At 57.8% G+C, this 24,971-nt stretch carries 21 protein-coding genes and 1 pseudogene; 9 read left to right on the forward strand and 13 right to left on the reverse strand.

Annotated elements, in window-relative coordinates:
- Positions 1 to 75: 75 nt before the first annotated feature.
- Together ACQZ45_RS17930 and ACQZ45_RS17935 are read right to left on the reverse strand one after the other, a co-directional pair.
- Positions 76 to 693 carry a DUF3011 domain-containing protein gene (locus ACQZ45_RS17930; protein WP_060642143.1) on the reverse strand — a complete coding sequence of 206 codons (618 nt, stop codon included), beginning with the start codon at positions 691 to 693 and terminating at the stop codon, positions 76 to 78.
- A 194-nt stretch (positions 694 to 887) separates the two neighbouring features.
- Entirely contained in the window at positions 888 to 1,358 is a 471-nt protein-coding gene (locus ACQZ45_RS17935; protein WP_236769031.1) for a hypothetical protein, read from the reverse strand.
- Between the two features lie 383 nt (positions 1,359 to 1,741).
- Here ACQZ45_RS17935 and ACQZ45_RS17940 point away from each other — a divergent pair, with 383 nt between their 5' ends.
- Positions 1,742 to 2,581 (forward strand): helix-turn-helix domain-containing protein, encoded by an 840-nt coding sequence (locus tag ACQZ45_RS17940; RefSeq protein WP_258114836.1) that lies wholly within the window; start codon positions 1,742 to 1,744, stop codon positions 2,579 to 2,581.
- A 210-nt stretch (positions 2,582 to 2,791) separates the two neighbouring features.
- On the opposite strand, the gene ACQZ45_RS17945 is transcribed toward ACQZ45_RS17940, so the two are convergent.
- The 5 genes and pseudogenes from ACQZ45_RS17945 to traA all read right to left on the reverse strand — a co-directional run bounded on the left by ACQZ45_RS17945 (position 2,792) and on the right by traA (position 11,734).
- Positions 2,792 to 4,117 carry an alpha/beta hydrolase gene (locus ACQZ45_RS17945; protein ID WP_448742395.1) on the reverse strand — a complete coding sequence of 442 codons (1,326 nt, stop codon included), beginning with the start codon at positions 4,115 to 4,117 and terminating at the stop codon, positions 2,792 to 2,794.
- A 250-nt stretch (positions 4,118 to 4,367) separates the two neighbouring features.
- Positions 4,368 to 4,543: pseudogene (locus tag ACQZ45_RS17950) on the reverse strand (DUF4158 domain-containing protein); the annotation flags it as partial.
- Positions 4,544 to 4,762: 219 nt separating this feature from the next.
- A complete protein-coding gene (locus ACQZ45_RS17955; protein ID WP_003517384.1) occupies positions 4,763 to 5,041 on the reverse strand; it encodes a helix-turn-helix transcriptional regulator in 279 nt (92 codons plus the stop codon).
- 17 nt (positions 5,042 to 5,058) lie between these two features.
- A complete protein-coding gene (locus ACQZ45_RS17960; protein WP_448742396.1) occupies positions 5,059 to 6,381 on the reverse strand; it encodes a type II toxin-antitoxin system HipA family toxin in 1,323 nt (440 codons plus the stop codon).
- A 733-nt stretch (positions 6,382 to 7,114) separates the two neighbouring features.
- Positions 7,115 to 11,734 (reverse strand): Ti-type conjugative transfer relaxase TraA, encoded by a 4,620-nt coding sequence (traA, locus tag ACQZ45_RS17965; protein WP_448742397.1) that lies wholly within the window; start codon positions 11,732 to 11,734, stop codon positions 7,115 to 7,117.
- A gap of 222 nt (positions 11,735 to 11,956) precedes the next feature.
- On the opposite strand from traA, the gene ACQZ45_RS17970 reads away from it, so the two are divergent.
- The 7 genes from ACQZ45_RS17970 (at position 11,957) to ACQZ45_RS18000 (ending at position 16,935) form a co-directional block, all read left to right on the forward strand.
- Entirely contained in the window at positions 11,957 to 12,244 is a 288-nt protein-coding gene (locus tag ACQZ45_RS17970; RefSeq protein WP_013637343.1) for a TraC family protein, read from the forward strand.
- A complete protein-coding gene (locus ACQZ45_RS17975; protein ID WP_013637342.1) occupies positions 12,234 to 12,467 on the forward strand; it encodes a conjugal transfer protein TraD in 234 nt (77 codons plus the stop codon). The genes ACQZ45_RS17970 and ACQZ45_RS17975 overlap by 11 nt, the downstream gene beginning before the upstream one ends.
- Positions 12,464 to 14,383, forward strand: a complete 1,920-nt coding sequence (traG, locus tag ACQZ45_RS17980) for a Ti-type conjugative transfer system protein TraG (RefSeq protein ID WP_448742398.1) — start codon at positions 12,464 to 12,466, stop codon at positions 14,381 to 14,383. The genes ACQZ45_RS17975 and traG overlap by 4 nt, the downstream gene beginning before the upstream one ends.
- A 518-nt stretch (positions 14,384 to 14,901) precedes the next feature.
- Positions 14,902 to 15,213, forward strand: a complete 312-nt coding sequence (locus ACQZ45_RS17985) for a WGR domain-containing protein (RefSeq protein ID WP_448742481.1) — start codon at positions 14,902 to 14,904, stop codon at positions 15,211 to 15,213.
- A gap of 33 nt (positions 15,214 to 15,246) precedes the next feature.
- A complete protein-coding gene (locus ACQZ45_RS17990) occupies positions 15,247 to 15,525 on the forward strand; it encodes an HU family DNA-binding protein (RefSeq protein ID WP_013637337.1) in 279 nt (92 codons plus the stop codon).
- A complete protein-coding gene (locus tag ACQZ45_RS17995) occupies positions 15,522 to 15,815 on the forward strand; it encodes a hypothetical protein (protein WP_168165010.1) in 294 nt (97 codons plus the stop codon). The genes ACQZ45_RS17990 and ACQZ45_RS17995 overlap by 4 nt, the downstream gene beginning before the upstream one ends.
- 175 nt (positions 15,816 to 15,990) lie before the next feature.
- Positions 15,991 to 16,935, forward strand: a complete 945-nt coding sequence (locus tag ACQZ45_RS18000) for an aromatic alcohol reductase (RefSeq protein WP_448742399.1) — start codon at positions 15,991 to 15,993, stop codon at positions 16,933 to 16,935.
- Between the two features lie 145 nt (positions 16,936 to 17,080).
- Here the strand turns inward: ACQZ45_RS18000 and ACQZ45_RS18005 are convergent, their stop codons facing one another.
- The gene (locus tag ACQZ45_RS18005) at positions 17,081 to 17,506 is read right to left on the reverse strand and encodes a winged helix-turn-helix transcriptional regulator (protein WP_012478128.1); all 426 of its coding nucleotides are present in this window, start codon (positions 17,504 to 17,506) and stop codon (positions 17,081 to 17,083) included.
- A gap of 86 nt (positions 17,507 to 17,592) precedes the next feature.
- Here ACQZ45_RS18005 and ACQZ45_RS18010 point away from each other — a divergent pair, with 86 nt between their 5' ends.
- Entirely contained in the window at positions 17,593 to 17,805 is a 213-nt protein-coding gene (locus tag ACQZ45_RS18010; protein ID WP_025591413.1) for a hypothetical protein, read from the forward strand.
- A 52-nt stretch (positions 17,806 to 17,857) separates the two neighbouring features.
- On the opposite strand, the gene ACQZ45_RS18015 is transcribed toward ACQZ45_RS18010, so the two are convergent.
- The 5 genes from ACQZ45_RS18015 to ACQZ45_RS18035 form a co-directional block, all read right to left on the reverse strand.
- Entirely contained in the window at positions 17,858 to 18,031 is a 174-nt protein-coding gene (locus ACQZ45_RS18015; protein WP_013637334.1) for a hypothetical protein, read from the reverse strand.
- 248 nt (positions 18,032 to 18,279) lie between these two features.
- Positions 18,280 to 20,430, reverse strand: a complete 2,151-nt coding sequence (locus ACQZ45_RS18020) for a hypothetical protein (protein ID WP_060642150.1) — start codon at positions 20,428 to 20,430, stop codon at positions 18,280 to 18,282.
- Positions 20,427 to 22,229, reverse strand: coding sequence for a hypothetical protein (locus ACQZ45_RS18025; RefSeq protein ID WP_111791067.1), 1,803 nt, complete (start codon positions 22,227 to 22,229; stop codon positions 20,427 to 20,429). The genes ACQZ45_RS18020 and ACQZ45_RS18025 overlap by 4 nt, the downstream gene beginning before the upstream one ends.
- Positions 22,226 to 23,635, reverse strand: coding sequence for a tyrosine-type recombinase/integrase (locus ACQZ45_RS18030; protein ID WP_013637330.1), 1,410 nt, complete (start codon positions 23,633 to 23,635; stop codon positions 22,226 to 22,228). Before ACQZ45_RS18030 ends, ACQZ45_RS18025 begins: the two co-directional genes overlap by 4 nt.
- A gap of 547 nt (positions 23,636 to 24,182) precedes the next feature.
- On the reverse strand, positions 24,183 to 24,494 hold the full coding sequence (locus ACQZ45_RS18035) for a DUF736 domain-containing protein (RefSeq protein ID WP_003517402.1): 312 nt from the start codon (positions 24,492 to 24,494) through the stop codon (positions 24,183 to 24,185).
- Between the last annotated feature and the right edge of the window lie 477 nt (positions 24,495 to 24,971).

Below are 24,971 nucleotides of genomic sequence, written 5' to 3' on the forward strand. Positions count from 1 at the left end.
ACTTCAACGCAGGTCCTGCCCCTCGAGGTGTAAGGAGTGCAAGTATCTACCCGCACGAACCGCGTTAAATTTGCCTCATTCCGAATTGTCTGAATCTCCAGGATCATCAACCAGGCAGCCGGCGCCATGGCATCCTTGATAGTTGCCGTGGGTATCGAAATTCGGCTCACCTTCGTTGTCAAATTGCGGCGTATCATCGGCAGCTCGATCCGGGTTGTCGACCATACAGCCAACGCCGTGGCAGCCGTTATAGCCATCGTCTCCCCGGTAGTTGCTCGTCGTGTGGTGATGCTTACGCTTTGAGTCGTCCGTCATGCCTTCAATCAGAGCACCAAGGATAGCGCCACCAACCACGGCACCCGCGTCGTGTCCTCGCTGATCATACATGCGCGCATTTTGATCGAAGGTGTCCCCCCGCCCATGGTGGTAGCCGGAGACGTCGGCAAAGACGCCTTGACAACCTTGAGCTACCCAAATGTATTTCGACTTGGGATTGTAGCCCCAAGTGCGGTTTAAAATGCAAGGAGCACCAGAAACTTGGTGAATTAGCTGAGGTTTCGCGAGGGGTCCTGCCCAGCATTCATCATATTGATAATTGCGTGACTGACACTCGACCGTCGATTGCGCCTTGGCCTCGAAACTTGTCAACGGCGCACCGAAAAAAAGTGCCGCCAACAGGGCGTATCTGAACATTTGGACTTGCTCCCAGAAATGATATCGATCGTTAACCGCTTTGATTTCAACGATGGGGGGGCATCCCCGACTTCAGGCCAAGCCTTTCCAACGCCTATCGAATACTTTGCCAATTCACATAAAGGCCAGGGCGCTATGCAAACTTCTCGCAACTTCTCTGCCAGCGGCTGCAGGAGAACCAGGTTCCTGAAAGTTCAGTCAGTAACAATCTGGGCGAAACACCGGGCCAGTTTCTCAGGAGCTCCAAGTTTCCGCGCCCATTTAATCAGATCCGGCCTATCTGAATCGTCAGCATATCCAGCCCAGACGTCTCGAAATTGCTTCTTTCCGTTGACGGTCTGGAAAAACATCATGCCGTCGTCGGCGATGGGCGTGGAAACATACGCCGCAGCCCAGTCGTCACTCTCCAGAATGGCATTGAATTCCACCTGCACAGGCTTGACTTTGTGATCGACCGCCGATGCAACCACAGCGGCATAATCTTGCTTGCGCACTTTTGTTAGCTCAAGCTCGACGCCATCACAATCTTTGGTCGCCGCCGACGCAGATGGGACCATAAGCCCCAGGCAGACAAAACTAACAGCGAGGATCTTGGCTCGTTTTCCAACATGCCTGATAATATTAGACATGTTCACTTTCGACAACCAAACCTGTCTTTCGCTCATGCTCTCTCCTTCTGTCCCTGGAAAAAGGAATGGAAGCCGCCAAAGCGGTGCTTCGATTTTTTGGATAAGAAAGACCACATAAAGTGTCAGGGATCATCCCCTCAGAGCGAGTTGGGCAACACATAATGGTAAGAACGTGGAAAAATGGTAAAATCTTGATAGCGCTGGCTCTGTGTAGAGATCCGTATCATAATGATATATTTACATAATCCGCAAAATCGAGTTGTATGAAGGATGAGGGGTGATGTAATCGTCGTAATTGTTGCGCTAGGAGTGTATCTCGAAGCCGAGATGGCCAGCCCAGCCGCAGCGCATTGCCATATCGAATCCGGCCAATCCCTGAGTTTATCGTTAGTAGCCGTCTAAAAATTTTGGGCACAACAATGTTAAAGGGTAGATCACTCTCTTGGGGGCCTCAGATTGTATTGAACGGTGCGGCCGTATGCTATACCCGTACCGGCTCCAATGAGATAAACTACATTCAGAACGCACACGCGTTGGTTATACACCTGTCGCCGGATTCGGGGTGGAACTTAGCGGTAAATACCGATCGAAAGTATACGGGCGCTATTTTGCCAGGAGCTGTAGACGTAATCCCGTGCAACAGTCAGGTTTTGGGCACTTGGACGGGAACAATCGACGGCGTCCGTATTGACATCGATCCCATGCGGCTTGAGCGGTTGGCGGGTGCGGAATTCAGCAATAGCTCATTTGAGCTTCAGCCCCCGCAATTTGGCTTCATCGACAAACAACTCCATACGCTTGCGTTGTGGATGTTGAAGGAACTCGACGACGGCGATGCTCTTAGTCCAGAATTGCTGGACGCATTAATCACCGTCTCTTACACCCACGTGCTTCGCAATTATTCGACGCTGACAGGACGAAAAATTCCGAGCGGAGGACTGTCTCCGTTGGCGCTGCGAAAGGTTAGAGATTTTATCCACGCGAATAAGACAAGAACTCTTACAACGGAAGAATTGGCCACGGTCGCAGCCCTTTCGCCCAGTCATTTTATTCGCGCATTCAAACATTCGACGGGCCAGACTCCTCACCAATACATACTTAACGCACGTCTTGATGAGGCAAGAAAACTCATCCTTGGTCGCGATTTACCTCTGAATCAGATCGCGACCGCGGTTGGCTTTTCAAGCCACAGTCACATGACGTCACAGATGAAACGCGCTTGGGGCATTACTCCCTCTGAGTTGCGCCGTCCATACTGAAAGACTACGTATTATGAGGAATGTTATTTCCAATAGCGACATCGTACTACGCGTGCATCTGATCGTATTTGGCCCAAAATGCGGTAATGTGAGCACGACGTTTAGAAACGCAGGCAATGGCGCATGGCTGACTGAAGGAACCCGGTGAAGATAAGGCGTACCAAGTTATCAACGACCACCGTCAAAGCTATTTAGAGTGGCCGGACCATGTCAATTCCGAGCAGATCTGCCACCGTGCGCATGTATTGCTTTACCGAGGGGGGTCGTGGCGGCGTTGCGCGGCCTTGCTCCGTCGGAAAGTCCGACTAGTGTCTTAACGTGGTGGGAATAATTCTCCCGTGTGTTTCGATCGACGATAGCCACCGGTGCCGACAAGATCAGGCCCGCGGCGGTTCCTAAGGTTTGAGCCGCCCCGGCGGTCGCCGTGACGACATGATCACCAAGTCCAAGACGACTGTCGGTGAGAGTCTGGCCGTCGGACAGGCGGCGACCGATCAGCTGGACGATTTCGGGCGATTCTGCAAACTTGGAGTGGTGTAGATTGTCGCCGGCCTTGACCTTAGTGAGATCGATGACGGTGATCGCGTTTGCTGCCAGTTCTTCTCTATAAGGTGACTGCTCCGGATCGATGGCCCCCAGCCGGGAGACATTTCCCCAGATTCGGCGGGAAACGGCCAGCGCACGGTCGTCGCGAGAGACAAAGAGGGTGAAACGCGGCCGTTGTTTACCCATGTCGGCGATCTGCGAGCCGAATACGTCAACGTCGACGTCCGGCGCCGCCAACATCACATTCTTGAACTTTTTCGGTAAACCATCGTTTCGAATGGCCATCTGCCGCAAGGACTCCAGCGCCAGCCAATTGCCCATTGAATGAGCCAGTATCGATACTTCCTTGATGTCGGAATCTTGCGCCAAGGACTGGAACAAGTGTTCCACTGCATTGCGAGTATAGTTGGTGCTTTCGCGGTCGTAGCCATAAGCGAGTAGGCTCCCGCGTGACGGCCACGTCGCGAGCACCGGCACACTGTCCGTTCCCGAATCGTGAACAATTTGCGCGAAACGGAATACTGCATCCTCGAAATGGTTATTGAAGCCATGGATAAAGACGAGAACGCTGCGGTCAGAGCTCTTGCGCACATGACTACCTAACCAATCCTCCGCCGCGTCACGGTCGATCTCGTCGGCTTTGAGCGTCGCAAAATCCGTCGCCGGATTCGCCGGCAGCCTGCGCGGCCAATCGACTTCACCCACCCTGCGAACTGTCTTAGGGGGAATAGAGACCGTGATGTCTGCGAATTTTGGAGTGCGTGCTCGCTCGCCACTGAACATCTCGCCCGGTGTTGCCGCCCGATCTCGAGTAGTGGCGACCAACATTTCGACACGAGCGGCTGACGGGCTGGCTGGCACAGGTTCAAGAACACCGGTAGGGCGACCGGCGCATGCATTGAGCAACGTCAGACTGAGTGTTATGACTGACGGCAAATGCAACCAATGATGTGGGTTGCGTTTATCCACTCTACGAAAATGTCGCCCCAAGTTTAAGTCACTCCTGCCAAACAACATCCATCCGTCCACCTCACCGGGGCCTGTCATTTTATGAAGTCAGACCGATGAGCTGAAACAGAACGATGACCAGTGACCAAATGCAAGATGATGTTTATGGGATAGTTTGCGCTTAGTCGCAAGAATGTGTTTCCTTCGCCGTTTTCGTTTTCGTTTCGGATTCCGGGGCTAAAAGACACACGGCATGGGCAATGATGCAGGCGAGAAATCAAGAGCGGCGGCATCGCATCAGACATAGCGGAATGGCAAAGCCTTGCCGGTTGTGATCACGTCTCCGCAGTTCGATCTCCAGGCGATCCGCCAATGACAACGAATTTGTGGGATCAGGCTGTCCTCGTCGACTGGTATGTCGACAAGCTTCTGTCGACATTGATCGTTGGGAAGCTTGCGCTTTGCCATCGCCCGATTCCATCCCTGACCAATCTGCGCTGCGCGTTGTCGTGTCGGGCCGGACAGAAAAATGAAAACTGGCGTATGTCAATGGCAATCCACAAAGATCCAATGCGCAAGATCTAGCCTACGACGTTGTTCATGCTCCGATCTACCTTATCGTACGATTTCGGACTGCTCTTATTCGACCCTTAGTACCAACGCCCATCCCCCGGGAAAATTCAGCCATCATTGCGCCTTCGGAATAAAACCCACAGTAAATCCGAACAATCGGCCAATCTTCCCTAAAGTTTCGAGCGTTGGATTCGCCGTCCCGGCTTCGATCTCAGCAACTTGGCGCCTGGTGAGCGATAGCGTCTTGGCGAATTCGTCCTGCGTCAAACCAAGCCCTCTTCGGATTTCAACAACAGCCTCAGGTAACCTCAAGTCGCCAGTCCGAGCGCGTTCCGCCAGTGTTCGCCGGTTCTCAAGAATTTCCTCTTTCGTTGGCTTTCTCCATCGAGCCATTTAGCTGTCCTCCGGCATCACTGGCACGCCGCCAGAACGCTCTCCGCGATTTCAATGCAGCGTCCCATTGCACGCTCCAGAATTTCCGGAGACCCACCCATATCTTTCGCCATAGCCGGTGTTTGCCGGAGGCATTCGGCAAACACGGAAAGCTCAGCTGCGAGCGCATTCTGCTCATCAGGATCAGGGATCAGTTCAGCGCAAATGCGTTTCCAATCAGGAAGGTGATCGCGACCACCGTCCCGCATCATGGCCCAGCGGGTTGAACGAACGATCCCCTCTTTGGCAAGCCGCATTGGCGCGAAATCAAAGAGCGGAGACAGGCGGATCGTGCCGTCCTGGTGCTTACTCAGTGCAGAATTTCGGCCGTGATTATCGGGATTGCCGAGCGCCAAATTGGCGATGTCCCGCTTCAGGTATTCGACAATGTCCGCGAAGGGATTGGCAGAATATTGGCGCAAAACGTCGATGTAGGCCTCGTGCGAGCCGACATGACCGAAATCAGCAACGCCGATCGCGGATACCAGGCTTTCTTGGCCCAGCCTAACGGTTCCGCCACTTTCTTTTTTCTTCCGGTCGAACCGAGGAATGATCAGGACACTTTCGGCATAGGTCGAAGGTTCGTCCACATTCAGGCCGATCTCTTGAGCGATCCGCGAATAGAGGGCTTCGCCTTCGAGTATAAGGCGGTCCACGGGCTCGTTGCTGCGGACCAGCTTGACAATGACGTGGCGCACGGCCTCATCATCAGTCACGAAGCTGTCGGGATAATAGAGACCGTCATTCGCTTGGGTCATCGAGACCTTAGGCCATTCGCCTTGCAGGCCGCTTGAGCCAGAGGCGAGCATTCCGAAGCGATCGGCGACTTCCATGAAATGATCCGAGCGCTCAAGGATTTCCGCTTCTGTAACCCCTTGGCGCTCAACACCGCGCAGCCGTTCCGTCTCGGCCTCCGCCGCTTCTTTGATCCGGATATTGCCTATGCCGCCCGTCGCCGATCGCAGAAGCAGCGGGAGATCGGAAGCGCGCGAGCCTTCAGCAAGACTGAGATGCTCGGCAAGCTTTCGCCTTGCATGCCCCTGGGGCATAAGATCCAAGAGGAAGGGCGGCCAGCGGCGGCTATATCGATTTTCGAGATCAACGGGATATCGAACAGATAACGCGCGATGGTCGCGAACCGTTTTTCCACCCGCGAACTCCGCAGATGCAACTGTTACGAAATAGTCGAGATCGTAATCGACGATGGACGCGCCTTGGAAGCCGGCCGCGTCGTCCTTAAGTTCTAGCGTCGCGGCGTGATGCCACTGACCATAAAAATGGGTTTGAAGCGTCAGGCGCATTAATTGACCCTTTCAATGGTTCAAATAAAGCATATTTTCAATTTATTCAACCCATCAAAGTGGGTTAAATAAGTGCCCTTGAAACTGCCAGCTACCGAAGCGATCATTAAAGCTCCTGATTCGGCTGACCATCTTCCGGCCACGAGACGCATTGCCGCAAGCGAACAGCATGAGGGACAAGCTCAGCACAGGTGTTAGCCAAGCATCGGAATCGCTTCTCCGTTCGAACACAATGAGCAAGACTTCGCCGATCGCAGCGAAGAAGACCATCCCGAAATCGTACTGGTTTGAAAGGCTCGTACTGAAAGCCAGCGTCCTCAAACTTTAGCTTTCTTCTTTGCTTCACGACGTGATCTCTGATGGATCGCGAGACACCTATGCCTCCAGGTTCGGCAACTCTTTCAAGCCGCGCGGCGATGTTGACGGTGTCACCGTAGACGGCTACGGGCAGATTTATCCGCAAACACGAGAGCTCACAGAGGAAGAACAGGCCGAGCTTTAGGCTCTTGGGGAGACCTTCGATGAATTGCAGGCGCAGATCGAAGCCTCCGCTGAAGGCGACCCTGCTATTGAGACAGATGAGGCGCGGCTTGTCGAAATTGAACAACGCATCGCGGCTATCCAGAGTACCACCAAGGCATATGACGCGACTGGGCGTCGACCTCAGCGCGGACGATTGCGTCGTTAGAAAACTCCTGTTCAGCCATATTCATCTCCTTTCGGTTCATTGGTTTCAGCGGATAACGCAGCGGGCGCGGTCGAGGACACGCCGTTGGCGCTCTGCTACGATGTTGTGGCTTGCCTGCATGCGGACCACCTGCTGCAGCACCTTCAGCTGTTCCCGCATTACCTCGAACGCACGGCGCTGAGCAGGCGGCACGCGATTGAAAACATCCAGCTCTCCACGCAGGATGGCATTGCGGCCGAAACGCTCGTCGAGGGCGCGGCTGACGGTTGCAAACTCCTTACTAATGGCGGGATCAAGCGAGCCGGCAGCAACGTCGAGCCTGCCGTTCTTTTTCTTCATCGCCACTGAGAGTTCTGTCAGTGCATCTTCAGCGGACGGCGACAGTCCCGGGATGGCAATGCTCATGCGCTGGCGCTCCTCAGTGATCGCCTCCCTCTCTGCATCAAATGCGGCCCTAAATGAGGTGGCCAATAACCGGACACGGCTTGCCGCCTCCGGGACGGCACGGAAAGCCTCCTTCCGCTCCAGGCCGACAGCGAGCAATTTGTCCATGATACGGCCGGAGCCTCGCAACGCGCCGTAGGCAGCGGGATCATTGCCGATGGCCGCAGCGATCCGCTCACCGGCAAAGCCCTTCAGGATCAGATCTTCAATCTTTCCGACAGCACCTGCCGGAGCGCGCCAGATACGCGCTGCCGCGTTCGCAAGGGCGGCGCGATTCTGACTGTAGTGAGGAACAGCTCGCGCCCTCTCCCGCGCCTCGTGGTCGATCGGGATTTCAAACTCCATTACAGCTGCAAGCATTGGCAACACCGGCACCGTCTCTTTCCCGGGCACGACGCTGGCGCCGGTAACGATCCTGGAGCGATCTTTCCTTTCGGCAAGATGCTGTTCTTCGGCAAAGCGGCGTATGGCGGCAAAAAGACGATTGAGCTTTTCGCGCCGGTCGAGGTCAAGGTCGTCCGGCATGCGCTCGATCATGTTGCGCTGGGCAACAGTGTCTGCCTTGTCGGTGAAGGCGGACCAGCCGAAGCGAGCGTTGAGAGCGTCGTTGACCCCCCTCACCTCTTGAACAAAAAGGCGATCCTCCGCCGCGTAGGCGAAGGCCGTCTTGTAGGCATCCTTGCCACCGCGCTCGCGTACGGCTTCGATTTCGGCAAGGCGCGCCATAGCCGGTTTGGAAAGCGCCGGGATCGACAACGACATATGCGCGCGCCGTTGCTCCTCTCGCATGCCGAAGCGTTCGACCTGGCGGCGGAACTCTGTGGCATGGGAACGCGCCAGCGGCAGCAATTCGGACAAGGCCGACACCGCCGCATCGCGCTCGAAGCGGGCCGCGCGGCCATCGACAAGAAGATTCGATCCACGCAGACGGCCGAGACGCTGCGGCGAGGCCTCAAGATCGTCGGCAAGCTCGCGGGGCGCAATCCGCGCGTCGGAGGCAAGCGCGTTCAGTCTTGCAAGCGCACCTTCGGGATCGCGATAGATCTTTTGCAAGACTGGGCGAAGAATGGCGTCGCGTTCCTTCCAGTGATCCGAGCGAAGCTGCGCTCGGCGGGCATCCTCGCCGACACTACGGGAAAACAATGTTGTCGGCGGGATGAGATATTGTCGATCCGTCGGAATTTTTGCCGTCCGGGTTTCGGCTCGTTCCTCACTATAGGAAACACGCTTCTCGCTTTCGATCGCGAAGCCGAGCGCCACGCTCGCCCGCTCCCAAAGCTTCGCCACTTGCTCGCGCTTCTGCGCCAGCCACGCCAGCTGCCGCGCCGCTCCGTCCTCCATCCAGGCTGCGACCCCAGAGAGCGTATCGATACCGCGACGCTGGGCAAAATCGCGGGCGTGCGCCCGGTAGCCGGCCTCGCTCTCGAAATCGAGCGACGTCGTCTTGGCGCCGGAGCGGCCAAGACGCTCCACCAACTGCTTGAACAGTTCCGGCCGATCGTTCTCCTCCTCGATGCGCTGCCGGCGAACCTCTGCCGTTTCGATCTGCTTGGTAGTCCAGACGTTTCGATCGACCGTCCGTTCCTCGAACCTCTTCTCTCCGGTTTTCTCGTCGATGACGGATACCGTCACCGTCACGCGTTCGACGCCGTCCTTGCGCAGCGTCACCGTATCGCCTTCCGACACGCCGCCCTCCTCCAGGGCCTTTGGCAGGCTCACGCCCCAAAGCCGATGCACGGTTCCGTCGTCCGTTTTCACATCGGCATAGGGGCTTTGATCGGCATACTCTTCCTGCGGCCGGAACTTCGCATTGCCGGCTCCGACCAGCTCGCCCGTGACGCCGGCGGCGTGATCAACCCGGGATCTTTTTCCCCATCCCAGCTTCGGCTCAAAGTCCTCGCGAGCGGCATAAAGATCGGCCCGGTCGCGATGGCGGGTCATCGACACGTATGTCAGGTGCTGATCCATCATGCCGGTTGCAAGCACGAACGTCCTGTCGACGGTCGCGCCTTGGGACTTGTGAATGGTCGCGGCATAACCGTGATCGACATTGCGATAGCTGTCTTCGCTGATGACAACCTCGCGGCCATTATCGAGACGGACCGATAGTAGTGGGCCGCCGTGCGTGTCGCCGGTGGAGACGACCGTGCCGAGCATGCCGTTCTTGACATATTGAGGCCCAAGCCTTTGCGCGCGCGGCTCGAGGAACCGGGCGTTCTCGAGGAAGATGATCCGGTCGCCGACGGCGAACTCCCTCACGCCTCGCTCCGTGTAAAATTCACGAGAAACGGTCAGGGCGCCTTCATCTTTCATGACGATGCGTAGCGCTTCATTGAGCCGCCTCACGTCGTCATTGGTATGGGCGAGAACGAGCAGTTCGTCACCACGCAAGCGGGCCGGCTGTTCTTTATCGGCATGTTGCTGGATGAGGTCGCGGCGAGCGCGCGTCCAGTCTGTAACGATGCGCTCAACAGCTTCAGCCCGGCTCTCCGTCTCAACGATACGCCCCCGCTGCGCATAGGCATCCAGCCCCTCCTTGACCTTGCCGCGGGCGAAAAGACGGGAGGCCTCTCGCGCCCACTCTTCACGCTGGCGCCGCACACCGGCAAGTTCGGCAGAACCGATCCGTTCGGAAATCGCCCGAAAGGCTGCGCCGGCCTGGATCGGTTGAAGCTGCATTGCATCGCCGACCAGAACCACCTTGGCTCCGGCCTCCTCGGCGCGCTTGAGCACACGCGCCATCTGCTGCGACGAGACCATGCCAGCTTCATCGATGACAAAGATGTCCCGCCGGTCGAGGAGATCGCGTCCGTTCTCCCAGGCTAGTTCCCATGAGGCGAGCGTGCGCGATCTGATGCCGGAACTATCCTCAAGCCCTTCGGCCGCCTTGCCAGCAAGCGCCGCCCCGAAGACGCGGTAGTTGCCGCTCTCCCAGGCGATGCGCGCCGCGGCAAGCAGCGTCGATTTTCCCGCACCGGCATGCCCGACCACAGCGGCGATGCCAGTGTCGCCGGCGACATGATGGACAGCCTCCACCTGTTCGCGATCAAGCGTGAACGGATTTTCCGGATTGCCGGTTTCTATGGTTCTGACAGCCGTCGCAATTTTCGCGTTGGCGACGCCGAAGCCCTTGCGCCGGGCCAGAACTTCCGCCGACTGCGCCATGTCGTATTCGGTGCGCAGGATATCGCGTGTGGTGAAGACCGCAGGTTCGGCCACCTTGCCGGTCTGCTGGTTCGCCTGTTGCGGCTTCAACAGTACGAGATCATTAGAGGCCATCAGCTTGGAGCGTATGTTGGCGAAATCAGCGGGATCGTCGACATAGCGGTGCAGTGCCTTGGCGATGTCCCGTTCATCGAAGGTGGAGCGCTCGTTGCCGAGTTGTTTCAGGAGTAGGTACGGATCGGCCAGCAGCCGGTCGGCCATCTCCTGCCGGCGCGCGAGATCGGCCGGCGCGAAATACATCGCGACACCCTTGCGGGCGAGCGCTGCCTTTTCCGGCCCAAGATGTTTCTGGGCAATCCCGTCGAGCCCCTGTTCGGCATAGGAACGCCCGTCGAGGCGGATCTCATGGCCGGCAAGCGCCAGATGCCGATTGGCCGTATCCGCCCAGGCGATCTTCCATGCCTTCATAGTTTCCTTGTCGCCGGCCCAGAGCCTGTAGACGATCTTGCCCTTCGGTCGGTCCGGCGTGACGACCCGCAAAGGCTCGCCGTCGGCGCCAAGCACCGGCACTTTCTTCGGCCCGAAACCCTGTTCCGTCAGAGGTCGAAGCGCGGTCATCAGGTGGATGTGTGGATTGCCTTGCCTGTCATGATAAACCCAGTCGGCGATCATGCCCTTGGACGTCAGGTTGTCCCGGACGAACTCGCGCACAAGGGCGATGTTCTCTGATCGCGTCAACTCTTCCGGAAGCGCGATGATCAACTCGCGGGCAAGCTGCGCGTCGGCACGAGTTTCGAATGCGTCCACTGCATTCCAAAGCGCCTCGCTGGCCGCAACGACGCTCTTCCCATCGATAGCCGCGCGCAGCCAGGCCGGTACCTGGTCCGGCAGCACCAACTCCTCGTGTTTCAGTTCGGCGCCGCCGCCACGGTAACTGAAGGAGGTTCCGGCCTGTTCGTCCATCATCCGCGCCCGATGACGATATGCGGCGGCCGAGACGATACTGCGTCCCGCTCCCCTGCTGATCACCTGCGCTCTGACGAACATGATCGCCACTAACGTCTCCAGCCCTTCCAGGCACGTCGCGTCAGCGACGTATATTGCGCCCTCAAATCAATCGGCCTGACAAGACCGATGCTGCTTTTCCGGAAGACGGCCCTGCTGGGATTTCCAATATCGACGTTTGGGGGCTTGTGTACGGTAGCCCTTTTGACTAACATTTTCTAGTCAGTTAAATGACGGAATGGAAATTTCCAAATAGGTTGAGAGGACTTGATTATGGCTACCAAGCCTGCGCTCATGGATATTGATGCTCAAATCGAGAAGCTTCGCGAACGAAGAAAAACTTTAATAGTAAAATCAGCTGATCGTTTCGCGCGTGCGGCGACGAAGTCGGGATTGGCGGAGATGGAGATCGCTGACGAGGAGGTGGATCGCATCTTCGACGAGATCGCAGCGCGATTTCGCAACGGCGAGAAGAAGCAAGCCGCTGGCTCACCTGCTTCGCCGCGTGGACAGGCAAATGGAGCGACTGGTAACGAAACGGAGGTTCCTCATGACATCTGACCGAAAGAAGGGAGCGAGAGAAAAGTTCTTGCTCGGTGACATTGTCGTTCGCGCGGGCCTTTCGAACGCCGATCGGGCTTTCCTGCTTGGCGGACTTCTCGAAATGAAGCGGGTCGTGCCGGGGACACCTGAACATCGGCGTATTCGCGATATCGGGGAGCTCGCCTTCAGGGCCGCGGCATCCAGCGGCAGGGTGGAACGCTTTGCGAAGGCGTCGGAATGAAGGGAAAGGCCAAACCTCGTCCAAGCCTCTTGCTTATCATCATTCCCATCGCCGTCACCGGTTTTTCCTTTTACGTCGCCCACTGGCGTTGGCCTGAATTGGCGACCGGCATCACAGGCAAGACGCAATACTGGTTCCTTCGGGCGTCACCGTTGCCCGTCCTTTTGTTCGGGCCGCTGGCTGGACTGCTGGCGGTCTGGGCGCTGCCCCTCCATCGGCGAAGGCCCGTGGCATTGGCAAGCTTTCTCTGCTTTCTCCTGATGGCCGGCTTTTACGGGATGCGCGAGTTCGGGCGGCTTCAGCCGCTCGTAGAGAGCGGTGTGCTGACCTGGGATCAGGCGCTATCATTCGTCGACATGATTGCGGTCGTTGGCGCAGCGATGGGATTCATGGCGGCCGCGGTCGCGGCGCGCATCTCCAGCGTCGTGCCCGAACAGGTGACGCGCGCCAGGCGCGGAACATTCGGAGATGCAGACTGGCTGCCGATGTCGGCGGCGGCACGGCTGTTTCCCGATGATGGCGAAATCGTCATCGGCGAGCGCTACAGGGTCGACAAGGAACTCGTCCATGAGTTGCCGTTCGATCCGAACGATCCGGCCACCTGGGGACGTGGTGGCAAAGCCCCGCTGCTGACCTACTCCCAGGATTTCGATTCGACTCACATGCTTTTCTTCGCGGGCTCCGGTGGCTTCAAGACCACCAGCAACGTCGTGCCGACGGCGCTCAGATATACGGGTCCGCTCATTTGCCTGGATCCGTCCACCGAGGTGGCCCCGATGGTCGTTGACCACCGAAGAGATAAACTCAACCGAGAGGTTGTTGTGCTCGATCCGGCAAATCCGGTCATGGGATTTAACGTGCTCGACGGAATCGAGCACTCGCTAAAAAAGGAAGAGGACATTGTCGGCATTGCGCACATGTTACTCTCGGAAAGCTTGCGCTTCGAATCGTCGACTGGCTCTTACTTCCAATCGCAGGCGCACAATCTGCTGACTGGTCTTCTAGCGCATGTGATGCTGTCACCGGAATATGCAGGACGGCGAAACCTGCGCAGCCTGCGCCAGATCGTCTCCGAGCCGGAAACCTCCGTGCTTGCCATGCTGCGCGACGTACAGGAACACTCCGCGTCCGCCTTCATCCGCGAAACGCTCGGCGTCTTTGTTAACATGACCGAGCAAACATTCTCAGGCGTCTATTCGACGGCATCGAAGGATACGCAATGGCTGTCGCTCGATAATTACGCGGCACTGGTTTGCGGCAACGCGTTCAAATCGAGCGAGATCGCTGGCGGAAAGAAAGACGTCTTTATCAATATCTCCGCATCGATCCTGCGGTCCTATCCCGGTATCGGTCGGGTGATCATCGGCTCGCTGATCAACGCGATGATCGAAGCGGATGGTGCGTTCACGAGGCGAGCGTTGTTCATTTTGGACGAAGTCGATCTGCTTGGCTACATGCGCGTGCTTGAAGAGGCGCGCGATCGCGGTCGCAAGTATGGCGTTAGCATGATGCTGATGTACCAGTCCGTCGGGCAACTGGAACGGCACTTCGGAAAAGACGGTGCGGTGTCGTGGATCGACGGCTGCGCTTTCGCGAGTTACGCCGCGATCAAGGCACTGGATACCGCCCGCAACGTCTCTGCCCAATGTGGAGAAATGACTGTCGAAGTCAAAGGCAGTTCTCGCAATCTCGGCTGGGGTGCGAAAAACAGCGCATCGCTCAAATCAGAAAACATCAATTTCCAGCGCCGCCCGTTGATAATGCCGCACGAAATCACCCAATCGATGCGCAAGGACGAGCAGATCATCATCGTCCAGGGCCACAGTCCGATCCGCTGCGGACGGGCGATCTATTTCAGGCGGAAGGACATGGATAGGCACGCCAGGCCCAACAGGTTTGCCAAGCTGGGACCTTGACGGCCCAGGCGATTTCTTGCGGACCGTATTCGGCTTCTATTGGCCATTTCGTTGCCTTCATCAGCGCCAGTGCCGCGTCGATCGCCTTCTAGCGCTTCGATCAGGTCGTTGTGTCTCGTTGAAGGATGAGCATGGACACCGAAGAACTGACGATGTGCTAGCTCAACCCGTCCTAATGCCTCTCCAGTGTAGATGACAGATGCTCCTGTATCGTAGTCGTCGCGGCCGCCGCTTCCTCAAAGGGTGCCATTTGATCCTCCTTTTTCGAAAACATGCGATGCCTGAACATGGACCTACTGACGATTGGAAGCGAAGACAGCTCGCCATCTGATTTACCGGCTGTGCTCACCTCGACGATCGCGCCCGGACGTACCGTTCAGACCGGGAAGCTTGAGCGTCAGGATGATCGGACACTGCCGAAACCGCAACAGGCATCCATCACAGAAATGAATCGGAAGCGACCTTTCGATTCATAAGTCTCGTTGGACCAGATCGCGAGCATCGCCGATCATGCGGGGATGGGAACACACCACTACCAGCTTTATTGCCAGAGGATCGACGCCAACAGGAACATGGCCCGATATTACGCGCTTGCGATCCGGCCAACCCTTTTTGGTGAAATAGCCGTCGTGCGAAGCTGGGGACGGATCAGCAAGGCTGGCGGGGAGATGACCGAGGTGTTCGGCAATGAGAATGATGCGATATCGCGCTTTCTCGAATTGTTACTGCAGAAGCGCAAAAGGGGCTATCAACCGGCAAGAAGCTGTGGAAACCCCTGCAGGAGCGCCACTCTAAGGACAACGCCGCATGACAACGTAACGATCGCCTGAAAGGGTTTTCCCGTCTTTAACGAGGAAACCGTCATGACCACAACCAATGAAATCGTCGAAAAGATCGCATCCGAACAGAACCTGACCAAAGCCCAGGCGAAATCGATCGTCGAAACCGTCTTCGCGTCGATCACGACGGCAGCCACGTCCGGAGCGGAAACATCTATCCCGGGATTCGGCAAGTTCAAGATCAAGGATACCCCGGAGCGTGAGGCTCGCAATCCGGCAACCGGCGCCACCATCAAGGTTGCCGCTGCGAAGAAGCTTACGTTTCAGCCTGCCAAAGCACTGAAAGATGTGCTGAACAAGTGAGCCGCACCGCGGTAAGCGGGGTCATCAGGGGGGAGCCGCCAAAGGCAGACGGCGCAGCGTCATCGGCGCTGCTTGCCATCACGCTTAAGCTGATCTCGATCTCGATGGCAATCGGACGGTGGTGGCAGCATTGCGGGTGTATGCCACCCTCAGAAGGGCGGCACGGCGTCAACGGAACCGTCCTGCTCGGCCATGATAACGGCCAGTTCGGCCAGAGCCAGTTCCAGCTCCGCGGCAATCTGGCGACGCTCGTCTGGGTGGCAATGGTTCATCTCGGCGCGTTATCCTGACAGTCAAGGATCAAGGTCGCTTCTGGCCCCCTAAGCAGACGGATATCTGCGTAAGAGTAATACAACGGGATTATCGTCTTTATATTTTGTAGCAGTATCATCCGTGTACCTTCTTCTCTTCGTGGTCCCGCCTTGCCAAATAGCGGTGACATAGAGTTTTGAAGGATTGAAATCGATGAACCAGACAGTTTCCAACGTGAAGTCACGAAATATTCTCGTGCTCGGGGCCGGGGAACTCGGCATGCCCGTCCTCCGCAATCTGGCCCGTCGCGCCAGGGGCATTGATGACGCAAAGGTAAGCGTTTTGCTTCGCGCCAGTACCATAAAATCAGACTCATCGATTAAGCAGCGCGACGTCGCCGAAATCCGCGACTTGCATATCGAGATCGTCGCAGGCGATTTGGTAAATAGCTCAGTCGATGAACTCGCATCTCTGTTTTCACACTACGATACCGTGATTGGCTGCGCTGGCTATGCTGCTGGGATTCATACACCGATGAAGCTGGCCAAGGCGGCGGTGCAGTCCGGTATGCCCCGCTATTTTCCTTGGCAGTTTGGTGTCGATTTCGAGGCGATTGGTCGAGGCGGTCCGCAGGACATCTTTGACGCTCAACTCGATGTTCGCGAACTCCTGCGTTCTCAGAGCAAAACCGAGTGGGTCATCATTTCCACCGGGATGTTCATGAGCTATCTTTTTGAACCAGAGTTCGGTGTCGTTGATTTGGAAAAGAGCGCCGTCAGAGCCCTCGGGAGCTACGATACGGCCGTTACGCTGACGACGCCTGACGACATCGGTGTCCTCACTGCTGAGATCGTCTTCTACGAGCCGACCATCAGCAACGAGATCGTCTTCCTGGCGGGCGACACCGTCACCTACGGCGAGCTTGCGGACAAGCTTGAGGCGAGTTTGAACCGGCCCTTCAACCGCTCCGAATGGACTGTTCCCGTCCTTATGGAAGAACTGGCAAATGACCCCCAAAACATGATGCGCAAGTACCGCGCAGCCTTTGGTATTGGGCGAGGAATGGCATGGGACAAGGCAGGCACGTTCAACGCACGCGAAGGCATCAAGGTGACGGATGTGTCCGATTGGATCAACGCGAACCTGATTGGCAAGTAATATGGCCTTTAAGGTGCAAACGACAAAAGATAATAAATGGGGAGTGCGGTATAGCCGCACTCCCAATAAGAGTTGATCCGCAGCAATATCATTACGCGGTCGAACACCGTGGCGACATCAGCGGAGCGGCGGCATGTTTCGATTGTTAAAACGTCTGCCAGGACGGCTTTTCTGGCGGACGGACATCAAAATCCTCGCGCGACTTTCGAAACTGCTCGGAATTCTCCACGACCCACGTCCACAACGGGATCATACGAATGAGAAGACCCATTCCGAGCTCTGTGAGTTCGTATTCCACCCGAGGCGGCACCTCAACGAGATCGTGACGCGTGACGAGGCCATCTCTTTCGAGTTGGCGTAGCGTGCGAGTGAGCATCCTCTGCGTGACGCCGTGCATCCGTCTACCGATATCCGCGTGACGAAGCCTGCCATAGACGCCGAGAGTATGTATGACCCCGAGCGACCATCTGTTCCCCGCGTGGGTGAGAACCTCACGTCTAACACCGTCTTCATCCTCGCGAAGGCCGTCACAAACTGCTTGAGAATAGGAAAGCATCTCTTCTCTGGTCATTACTCTTGCCTCCGGTATACCTGTCCTTTCGTCTTACCAGCCTTCAGAAGGCATTTCACCTGTCTCTCCTGCGTGTTGGAACGTGAATGGAGTTCGGCAGGCTTCAGGGCAAGGTCATGGCCGCGAGGCTGATCGTCTCTGCGACCGCACCGTTCGCTTTGGCGTTTGCCATGGCCAATATCGGCGCGACCTGGTCGCTCGCGATCACGACCGCGCTCGGCGCACTCGCAGTTCTGGCGTTCCTTGGGATCGGTCGGCTGATGCATCACCGACGAGCTGACACCTTGGTTGAGGTGTAGCCCGAGGGGTTTGAAAATTGGGAGGGGGCACCCCTCCCAGATCATCGCGACCTCATTCGAGGTCAGCGAGATAGAGTGCGATGTCGCTTGCGAACTGCTCGTTCTCGGCCTGTGCCTTGGCGACAAGAGTGGCAAGCTCGGCCTCAGCCATAGCGCGCTCGGTCTTCGTGAAATAGCAGCTCCGAAGCTCCGCGCGCAGTTCGTTGATTTGATCGAGAGTAGTCATGTTGATCGTCTCCTTTTTGATGACGTCAACGGGGCGACGTGCGCACGAAGCCCGGGTCAAGGAGCGCGAAGCGACCGCCAGCGGCGGCGAGTGGGGTGCCGGTTTTGTCGGAGCGCAGGAAACGGAGTGGAGGCAAAATCGGGGGCCCACGCTCGTCCTTGAGGCGGGCTGAGTAGCCGTAAAGTAGGACGGCAGAAAGAAGAGAACCCGCGCCCCCGATCAGGGGTCGCGACCGTATTCCTAATGAACTATCCTCTTGTGACGTCGATATCGGAGAGAACCTTCTCGATCCTCTGAAGATCTTGCTCGACAGCCAGGCGCTGAAGTTCGGACAATCGCTTCTCCTTCAGCACGCTCCTGGCGTTCTCCGCCGCGCCCGCCCATGCGGGGCGGTGGCGTACTGTTATACAGGCGTTAGGGCATCTCGACGGTTCGCACAGCGAGATCATCGGTGAAGCCTGGTCGCCAGCGGCATGGCGAAGACAGACGGCGGTAGCAGGATCAAAAAAGCAATCAGCCAACACGCCGACATGGAGGGTGCATGCCGTGTCGGCCAACATGACGCGGAGGCGACCACGATCAGCGATCATGCCGGGAAGCGGTTTTAACTGGGACGCCGCGCCGTCGAGCGACTTGGCGATGCGTACTGCAGCTGGACCGGAAAGTCCCGAACCCAGCTGCCTGTCATCGAAATAGATGAGAATGTCGTCCATCTGTCCGAGACGCCGTTCAGTCTCGACCTCTGCGAGAAACCCCGACCTGCTGGAGCCCGCATAGCCTTCAAACGTCGCGACTGAGACGTGCTTGTACTGGATCATTCCTGCGATCGTTCCGAAGGGCCTGTTGGCAATGTGCCAGGCAATTGTTCGACGAAACTGACGTGTTGTGAGTTGCCACGGTCGGCCATCGGGGCCCGGCGGTATGATCGGCTCGGCCTCAGTTCCAAATCGCTCGTTCAGATAATCGCGAAACTGATTCAGTCTGGTGACAATGTCCGTTGCAAGTGCCTGCTTTCGAGCGTGGGCGAGGGACAGGACTGGCCAAAGCGTCGCCGTGCCTCGCTGTTGCACAGAGCGGACGTTAAGGTGTTCGAGGACTGAAATTGCCGTCGCCACGGGCGTGATGGTGATCCATTCAGCCTCTTCGCCTCGGACTTCCTTTCCCTTGTAAGCGACCGACTTCACGCGGTGCCTGTCGATCAGCCCGTCCTCGCTACGACGGACCGACAAGCAGCCGGGACGCATCGCCTGCACTTCACTGTCGCGCATGCCGGTCAGATAGGCGCAGACGACATAGCAGGCGGCCTGCAGCATTCGCTCTTCTATCGCCAACGCCCGCGCGTCAAAGCGAGGCCGCCAGGGACGACCGGTATCAGGATCGATCGAAATCTCGGTGTCCATTCCACCGAGCTCGGTCCCTAGTTCGCCGACCGCAGCTTCTACGATGCGCCTCATCTCGTCATTGGGTTGACCGCCAGCAGATCGTTGAAGATTGGCGTCGGCGCCGACATGCAGGTAGATCAATTGCCAGTTTAAAGGCGGTTCGAATCCCGAGAATGATCCTGGCGCGCCGATCCGGGCAGGCCAGATTGGAATGCCGCGCCCCTGCCGACGACGTTCATCGAGATATGCATGCAAGCGAGCCTGACGGCGCGTCCGTCGTTGGTTGCGAGGGGCGAGCGCATCTTCAGCAGTCAGCGCCTTGTGCTGCTGTTCGAGTGCCAGTAGTTCCTTGCGTGCAGCGAAAATATCGGGCGCGAACACGGTCACATATTTGAGCGACCATGCGAGCAGCGGTTTGATGATCGCTTCCGGGATCCGTGGCGTACGGTTCTCCTCCGCCCTGAATTTATATCCGGCGACCTCGGCGGGCTTGCGACCATCCCATGGCTCAAAGGAGAGCTTCGCCACGGTCAACTGATTCCGGAAGATATACAGGTCGAAGACAATGCCCAATAATTGCATGACAATGACCGGCCGTCGTCCTCGACGAAGAAACCTGGCGAAATCGTCAAGCAGGGCCTGGTCGACGCGGCAGAGGTCGAAGACGCCGTAGGCCGCCTTGACAAAATTGAAGAAGCTGCGCGCGGAACGAAAAAGACGGCGGACATTTACCGGTGTCGCTCGCAACTTGCATCCCGGCAGATCGGTGTTCAGGCGGACATACAGGTAATCTCGAAGAGCCTCGGCGATCTTCGGATCGTCGACAACACTAAAATCCACCGTGGCGTCGGAGCTGCGGACGTTCTCTCGAAAAACCGCAGGGTTCAAATCCCATCTGTCGTCGCCATAGCGCGACAGGCTCGACCGCTCGAAACCGGGGCGCAGAGCTGCGGTGGCCAGCACGGGACGGCTGTCGAAATCAGTAGTGACGATGGGAAGGTTGGCGATGGCCTTCACTGTAACGCCTCCGGTGGCATGTAGTTGAATACCGGTTCGCTGGCGAGCACACGACGTGCCTCCTCGACGGTCGCCGGACCGAACGCTGGCAGGATCTGCATGGTGATGCGAGCGTGCGCGGTTGCGAACTTCGCCGCCCAATGGCTGGCGGAAAGCGAGAGCCTCTGGTCCTCAATGAAAGCAAGAAACGACAGGACGGCGGGAAGCTTGCGGGCGGTGATGACAGCGTTCGGACATTCGAGACAACCCCAAAAGGGTTGTGAGCAAGGCGAGCCGGGATCGGCATAGGGGCCGGAAAAGAAACCGCCACAGCTTGCCAGCCAGATATCCTGCTTTCCATCGAGAAGTGAGATCGGATCGCATCCCGCTGGAGCCGCCTCTGAAGCGAGCACCGGATCGTCCCGCCAGGTCTCCTCCTGTTCTGGCGTCAAAACGGTGGACGACAGAGCCGACGTGACTGCCTCGGTGAAAGCATCAGCGATCGTGCTTTCGTGCAGCGGGAGGAGTGCTGGAACATTGGCATAGTGCCGTGCGGCCACCTCTTTGGTATGACCGACGGCAAAACGCGTCATGTGTCCCTCGGTCTTTAGATACCAAAGCGCCTTGTGGGTCTTCCGAAGTCGCGAAAGCGTTAGATGGAACGGCCGCCCGTCATCATTGCGAATGTTGTGCTGTGTCGTCCATGCGTCGATGCGCTGCTGGGGATGATTGACCCCCGACTTTAGCCCGCCGAGCCCATAGTACAGCCAAAGGCAGTCGGTCGAGCGGTGTTTACGGGCGGTGGCGGTCCAGGCGATCACGTGGCGGATAAGTCCTCCCGGCGTTCGCGGACCGCCGTCGCGCACACGAAGTGTCTTATGCTCAGCGCCACGAGCCCGCCGTTTGACATAAGCAATCTCGACCGTGCCGTTTGCAGGGTTCCTGAGGCAATCAACCCTCAAGCTCTTGCAGAACTCGGGCTCCAGGCCGGTCTCAAGCGCCAGAAACACCATGAGCGGGATGACGTCGTGAAACGTCAAATAGTGCCGTTCGTGAAGCTGATGGCAGAGCCTTTCCGATGAGAGGCCATGCACCCTTCGGGCATCATTGAGAACGTGGTATTTTGGATCTGTGTGGCGGACAATACCCTTGGCTTCGATGTGCGCATGGATCTCTTTCTCCATAGCCAGCAGTCCGCTGTGCGAGTTCATTGGCTTAGGATCGCGAAGGCGTTGCACGATCCCCATGATATCCGCCCGGGCAGCATCGCGAAGCTGCCGTGCAATGTAAGGGCTGTATGCATCGCGTGGACGCGATGGTGGTATCGGTCTCAGCGTCACATAGGCCAGCCGATCGCAAAGCTGCTCGGAAAATGTAACAGCCCCTTCGGATGCCACCTCTCGCAGCGCAACAATGATCTTCGTCAAAATAAACAGCAGGTGGATGGTCGACTTTCCTTTTGCCGCCAACCAGGCCTCGAAGCCATCGACATGACCCGCCTGAAGGAGTTCGGGAGCGTCAGGCACATCCTCTGTCTCGGCCATGTACGCGAAAAACAGCGGCAGGGTCCGGACGTAGACGACCACAGTCGATCTGACGGAAAGGGGTCCACCAAGACCAGCAAGTCGACGTAGCGCACGCGCGAATGCAAGGGCCAGCCAGCGCGGCTTCAGATGAGCGTAGTCAAGCGAAACCTCTCCACCATCCTGCGTCTGGATATCAAATCGTAGACCTGACACCACGTCTGCCGATACCTGTAGTGGGACGACGAACTCGCGGCCGAATGTGACAGGCCGGCCCCTGCGGGGTCGATTGTTCATAAGCGACCTCCGCCTGGCAGCAGCGCGAGTAGTTCGGCGACGGCTGTGTCGACTGTATCTGCGCGCGTGGCGATATGATCCAGATATATAGAAGTGGTCTCGAGACTTGCATGGCCCAGAAGCCGCTGCACCTGTTGCAGAGGATCTCCGAGGATCCTGCGATAGCCTTCCGCCGGTCCGGCCGAACTCTCCAAGGATCGGCGTCCGAGTTGGCGCTGGATCAGCATTGCGAGCATATGGACCGCGAAGGTATGCCGGAGCTGGTGTGGGCTAATGTCGATCGGAAATCCATTCGCCTGGCAGCGCTGGCAGGCCCGGGCGAATGCGACTTCCCAGGAATTTGGGCGCACCGGCTGACCGACCTCCGTCAACCACAAAACCGCTGGTTCGATTGGCGTGTTATCCGCCTCACAGATGACCAAACGGCCCCGTTCCTCCGGCGAGAAGACTTCCAGCGGAACTGCTCGCCCGTCAAGGAGCGAAAGATTGCCTGACCCGGCGCTCGGCCGCCGCACCAGGATTGGACGCTCCACGAGATCCCAACCTTGGCGAGCTTTGAATTTTGTGACTGCGTGGGCGCGTTCAACACGAACGTAGGTCCGGAGCCGGTGAATCAAATCATCGGGAATAAGGATTGCTCGTCCGCGTTCGCCCTTGGTGAGACCTGCCGGCAGATTGAGCCATGTCTGACCACGAGACGCGTTCGCCGCGGGCAAAGCGTCCAGCTCGAATGCCAGAAGAAACGACGCCTCTTCGAGCCTCAAGCCTGTTACCACCAGCAACTCCGCAAATAACACGTTGCGAAGTCCATTCCTGTCGCGCGCTCCCGGCCGCTCGGCTCCGTCGGCAGTAAGGCCGCGTAGCCCTACATCCCGAAACTGCCGAAAGGCCTCAAGCGTGACAAAGCGAATGGTGTTTTGATTGGCACGTCCTTCGAATGCACCATTCCGCGTGACTAACCTACCCTGACCCCGCGTCCGATTGCGTCGCCAGATCTCCCGATGCGAAAAAGGGCTCGAAGGTAGAAGTCCCTCGCGCACTCCCCACTCATAGAGCTTGTCGATTGCAGCGATGGATCTGTTCCACGACGACGCCGAGATCCGACTTCCCGGCTCGCCCCTTCTACGAATGCGGTGGAAGACTACGACATCAGCGCGGGCAGCTCCCCACACGGTCTTGTCGCAAACTTCCGTGAGGAAGCGCAACCAAACCATGATGTCGTAGCCGTAGGCGCGAAGAGAGTGACGGGAGCGGACCCCGTTGAGCGGCAGGTCGAGAAAGAAGCGATCAACGTCGGCGTCGTACAGTTCACCGTCGTATAAAATACGCGGCACATAGGCATCGAGGCCATCGGCGGCCCGCCGTTCTTCGAGCGTGACCTTTGATGAAGTGTCAAAAATATGCATAGTTTGTCCAACCCTCCCCCAGACCCCCACCCGGGAGCCCGCGTCTAAGGGAGGTGCTAGAGCCGCCGGCACTCTCCAGGCCGGCCTCCGCCAGCTATTTGGGAGCGCTGCGACCGGCCTGGAAAGCGCCTTCCCTCAGCATACGCATCGACGTAGCCAAGTCGCTAGAGTCGGTGCAGACTGTCAAGATAAGGCGCGCAGTTCTTCGATATGTTGTTCCAGTAACATCGTCATCTCCTTGACGTTTGAGAAAGATGACGCCGCGGGGCGTGAGGAAATGACGGGGTCAGGGATCGCGTCGGCGACCGCCAGAGGCGGCGAGTGGGGTGCCGGTTTTGTTGAAGCGCAGGGAACCGGAGCGGAAGCAAAATCGGGGGGCCACGCGAAGTCCTTGAGGCCGGCATTTGCTCGCGGCACGATTGGTCACTCTGAGCAGACCCCGCCTCTCCGTATCGCGACCAGAAGAAGAAGCGGGCTAGATGCCCGGTTCCTTCTTGGTTTGAACAAGGGAAAAGCCCCGCCGTTTCCGGCAGGGCTTCGTCTTTGATCAGGCGTCGCGCTTCGGGCGGTTCCAGACCAACGTATAGTCGCCTTCCCTCTCGGTCGGCCAAAGTGCCGCATTGATCGGGGCCGGAAAGCTCGGATCGTCGAGCTTGACCGAGATGTAGGGCTCTCCGTCGCCGGAAACCTGGCTCCAGGCGGCGCCGACTTCGGCCGCTCCGGACATGATCCGGAAGTCGGGAGCGTCGCGGGATGTGCGTTCGATCGGGTTCAGGCGGGCCTTCATGGAGACCGTCAGAGTGCGTACGTGGCCGAGGATGGTGTTGCCGTTGGTGGTGAATTCGCCGATGATTGCCATTGTCGTGATCCTTTCGGTTTGATCGGGCCGCGACCATCGCGTCCTCGATGACTGTCGAACTGATCGGGGACGATCGGACCGCATCCTTAAGGGACCGGAATGCAATGGAGGGCGGCGGGAGACGGCTTTCTTGGACCGCGAGGAATGCGAACGCAGGTCGCAGGGGAAGAAAGGGGGCGATGCCGTTGCGGGAGAACGATCGAGGCGCAGCCGCTCTTCGATCAGACATGTCAAATCGAGGCCGCGTTGGCCGCGCCCACTTCCTATGCCCGAATGGATGGCAGCAATGGCCACATCGATCGTTTGGGCATTGCCGGGCCAATGCGACAAGTCCGGTGAGCGTCGCCGAACTTTCCTTCTCGATGGCGGCTCCGGTTTTCAATCGGGCACATGTCGCCCATGCTTGCTCGTATCCGCAAACATGACCTGTTGCTGATGCGCAACGCATGAGGGCCGGTCGCAGCAAAACTGGCTCGC

It is taken from the genome of Agrobacterium sp. 16-2014-1-2a (genome assembly GCF_053522705.1).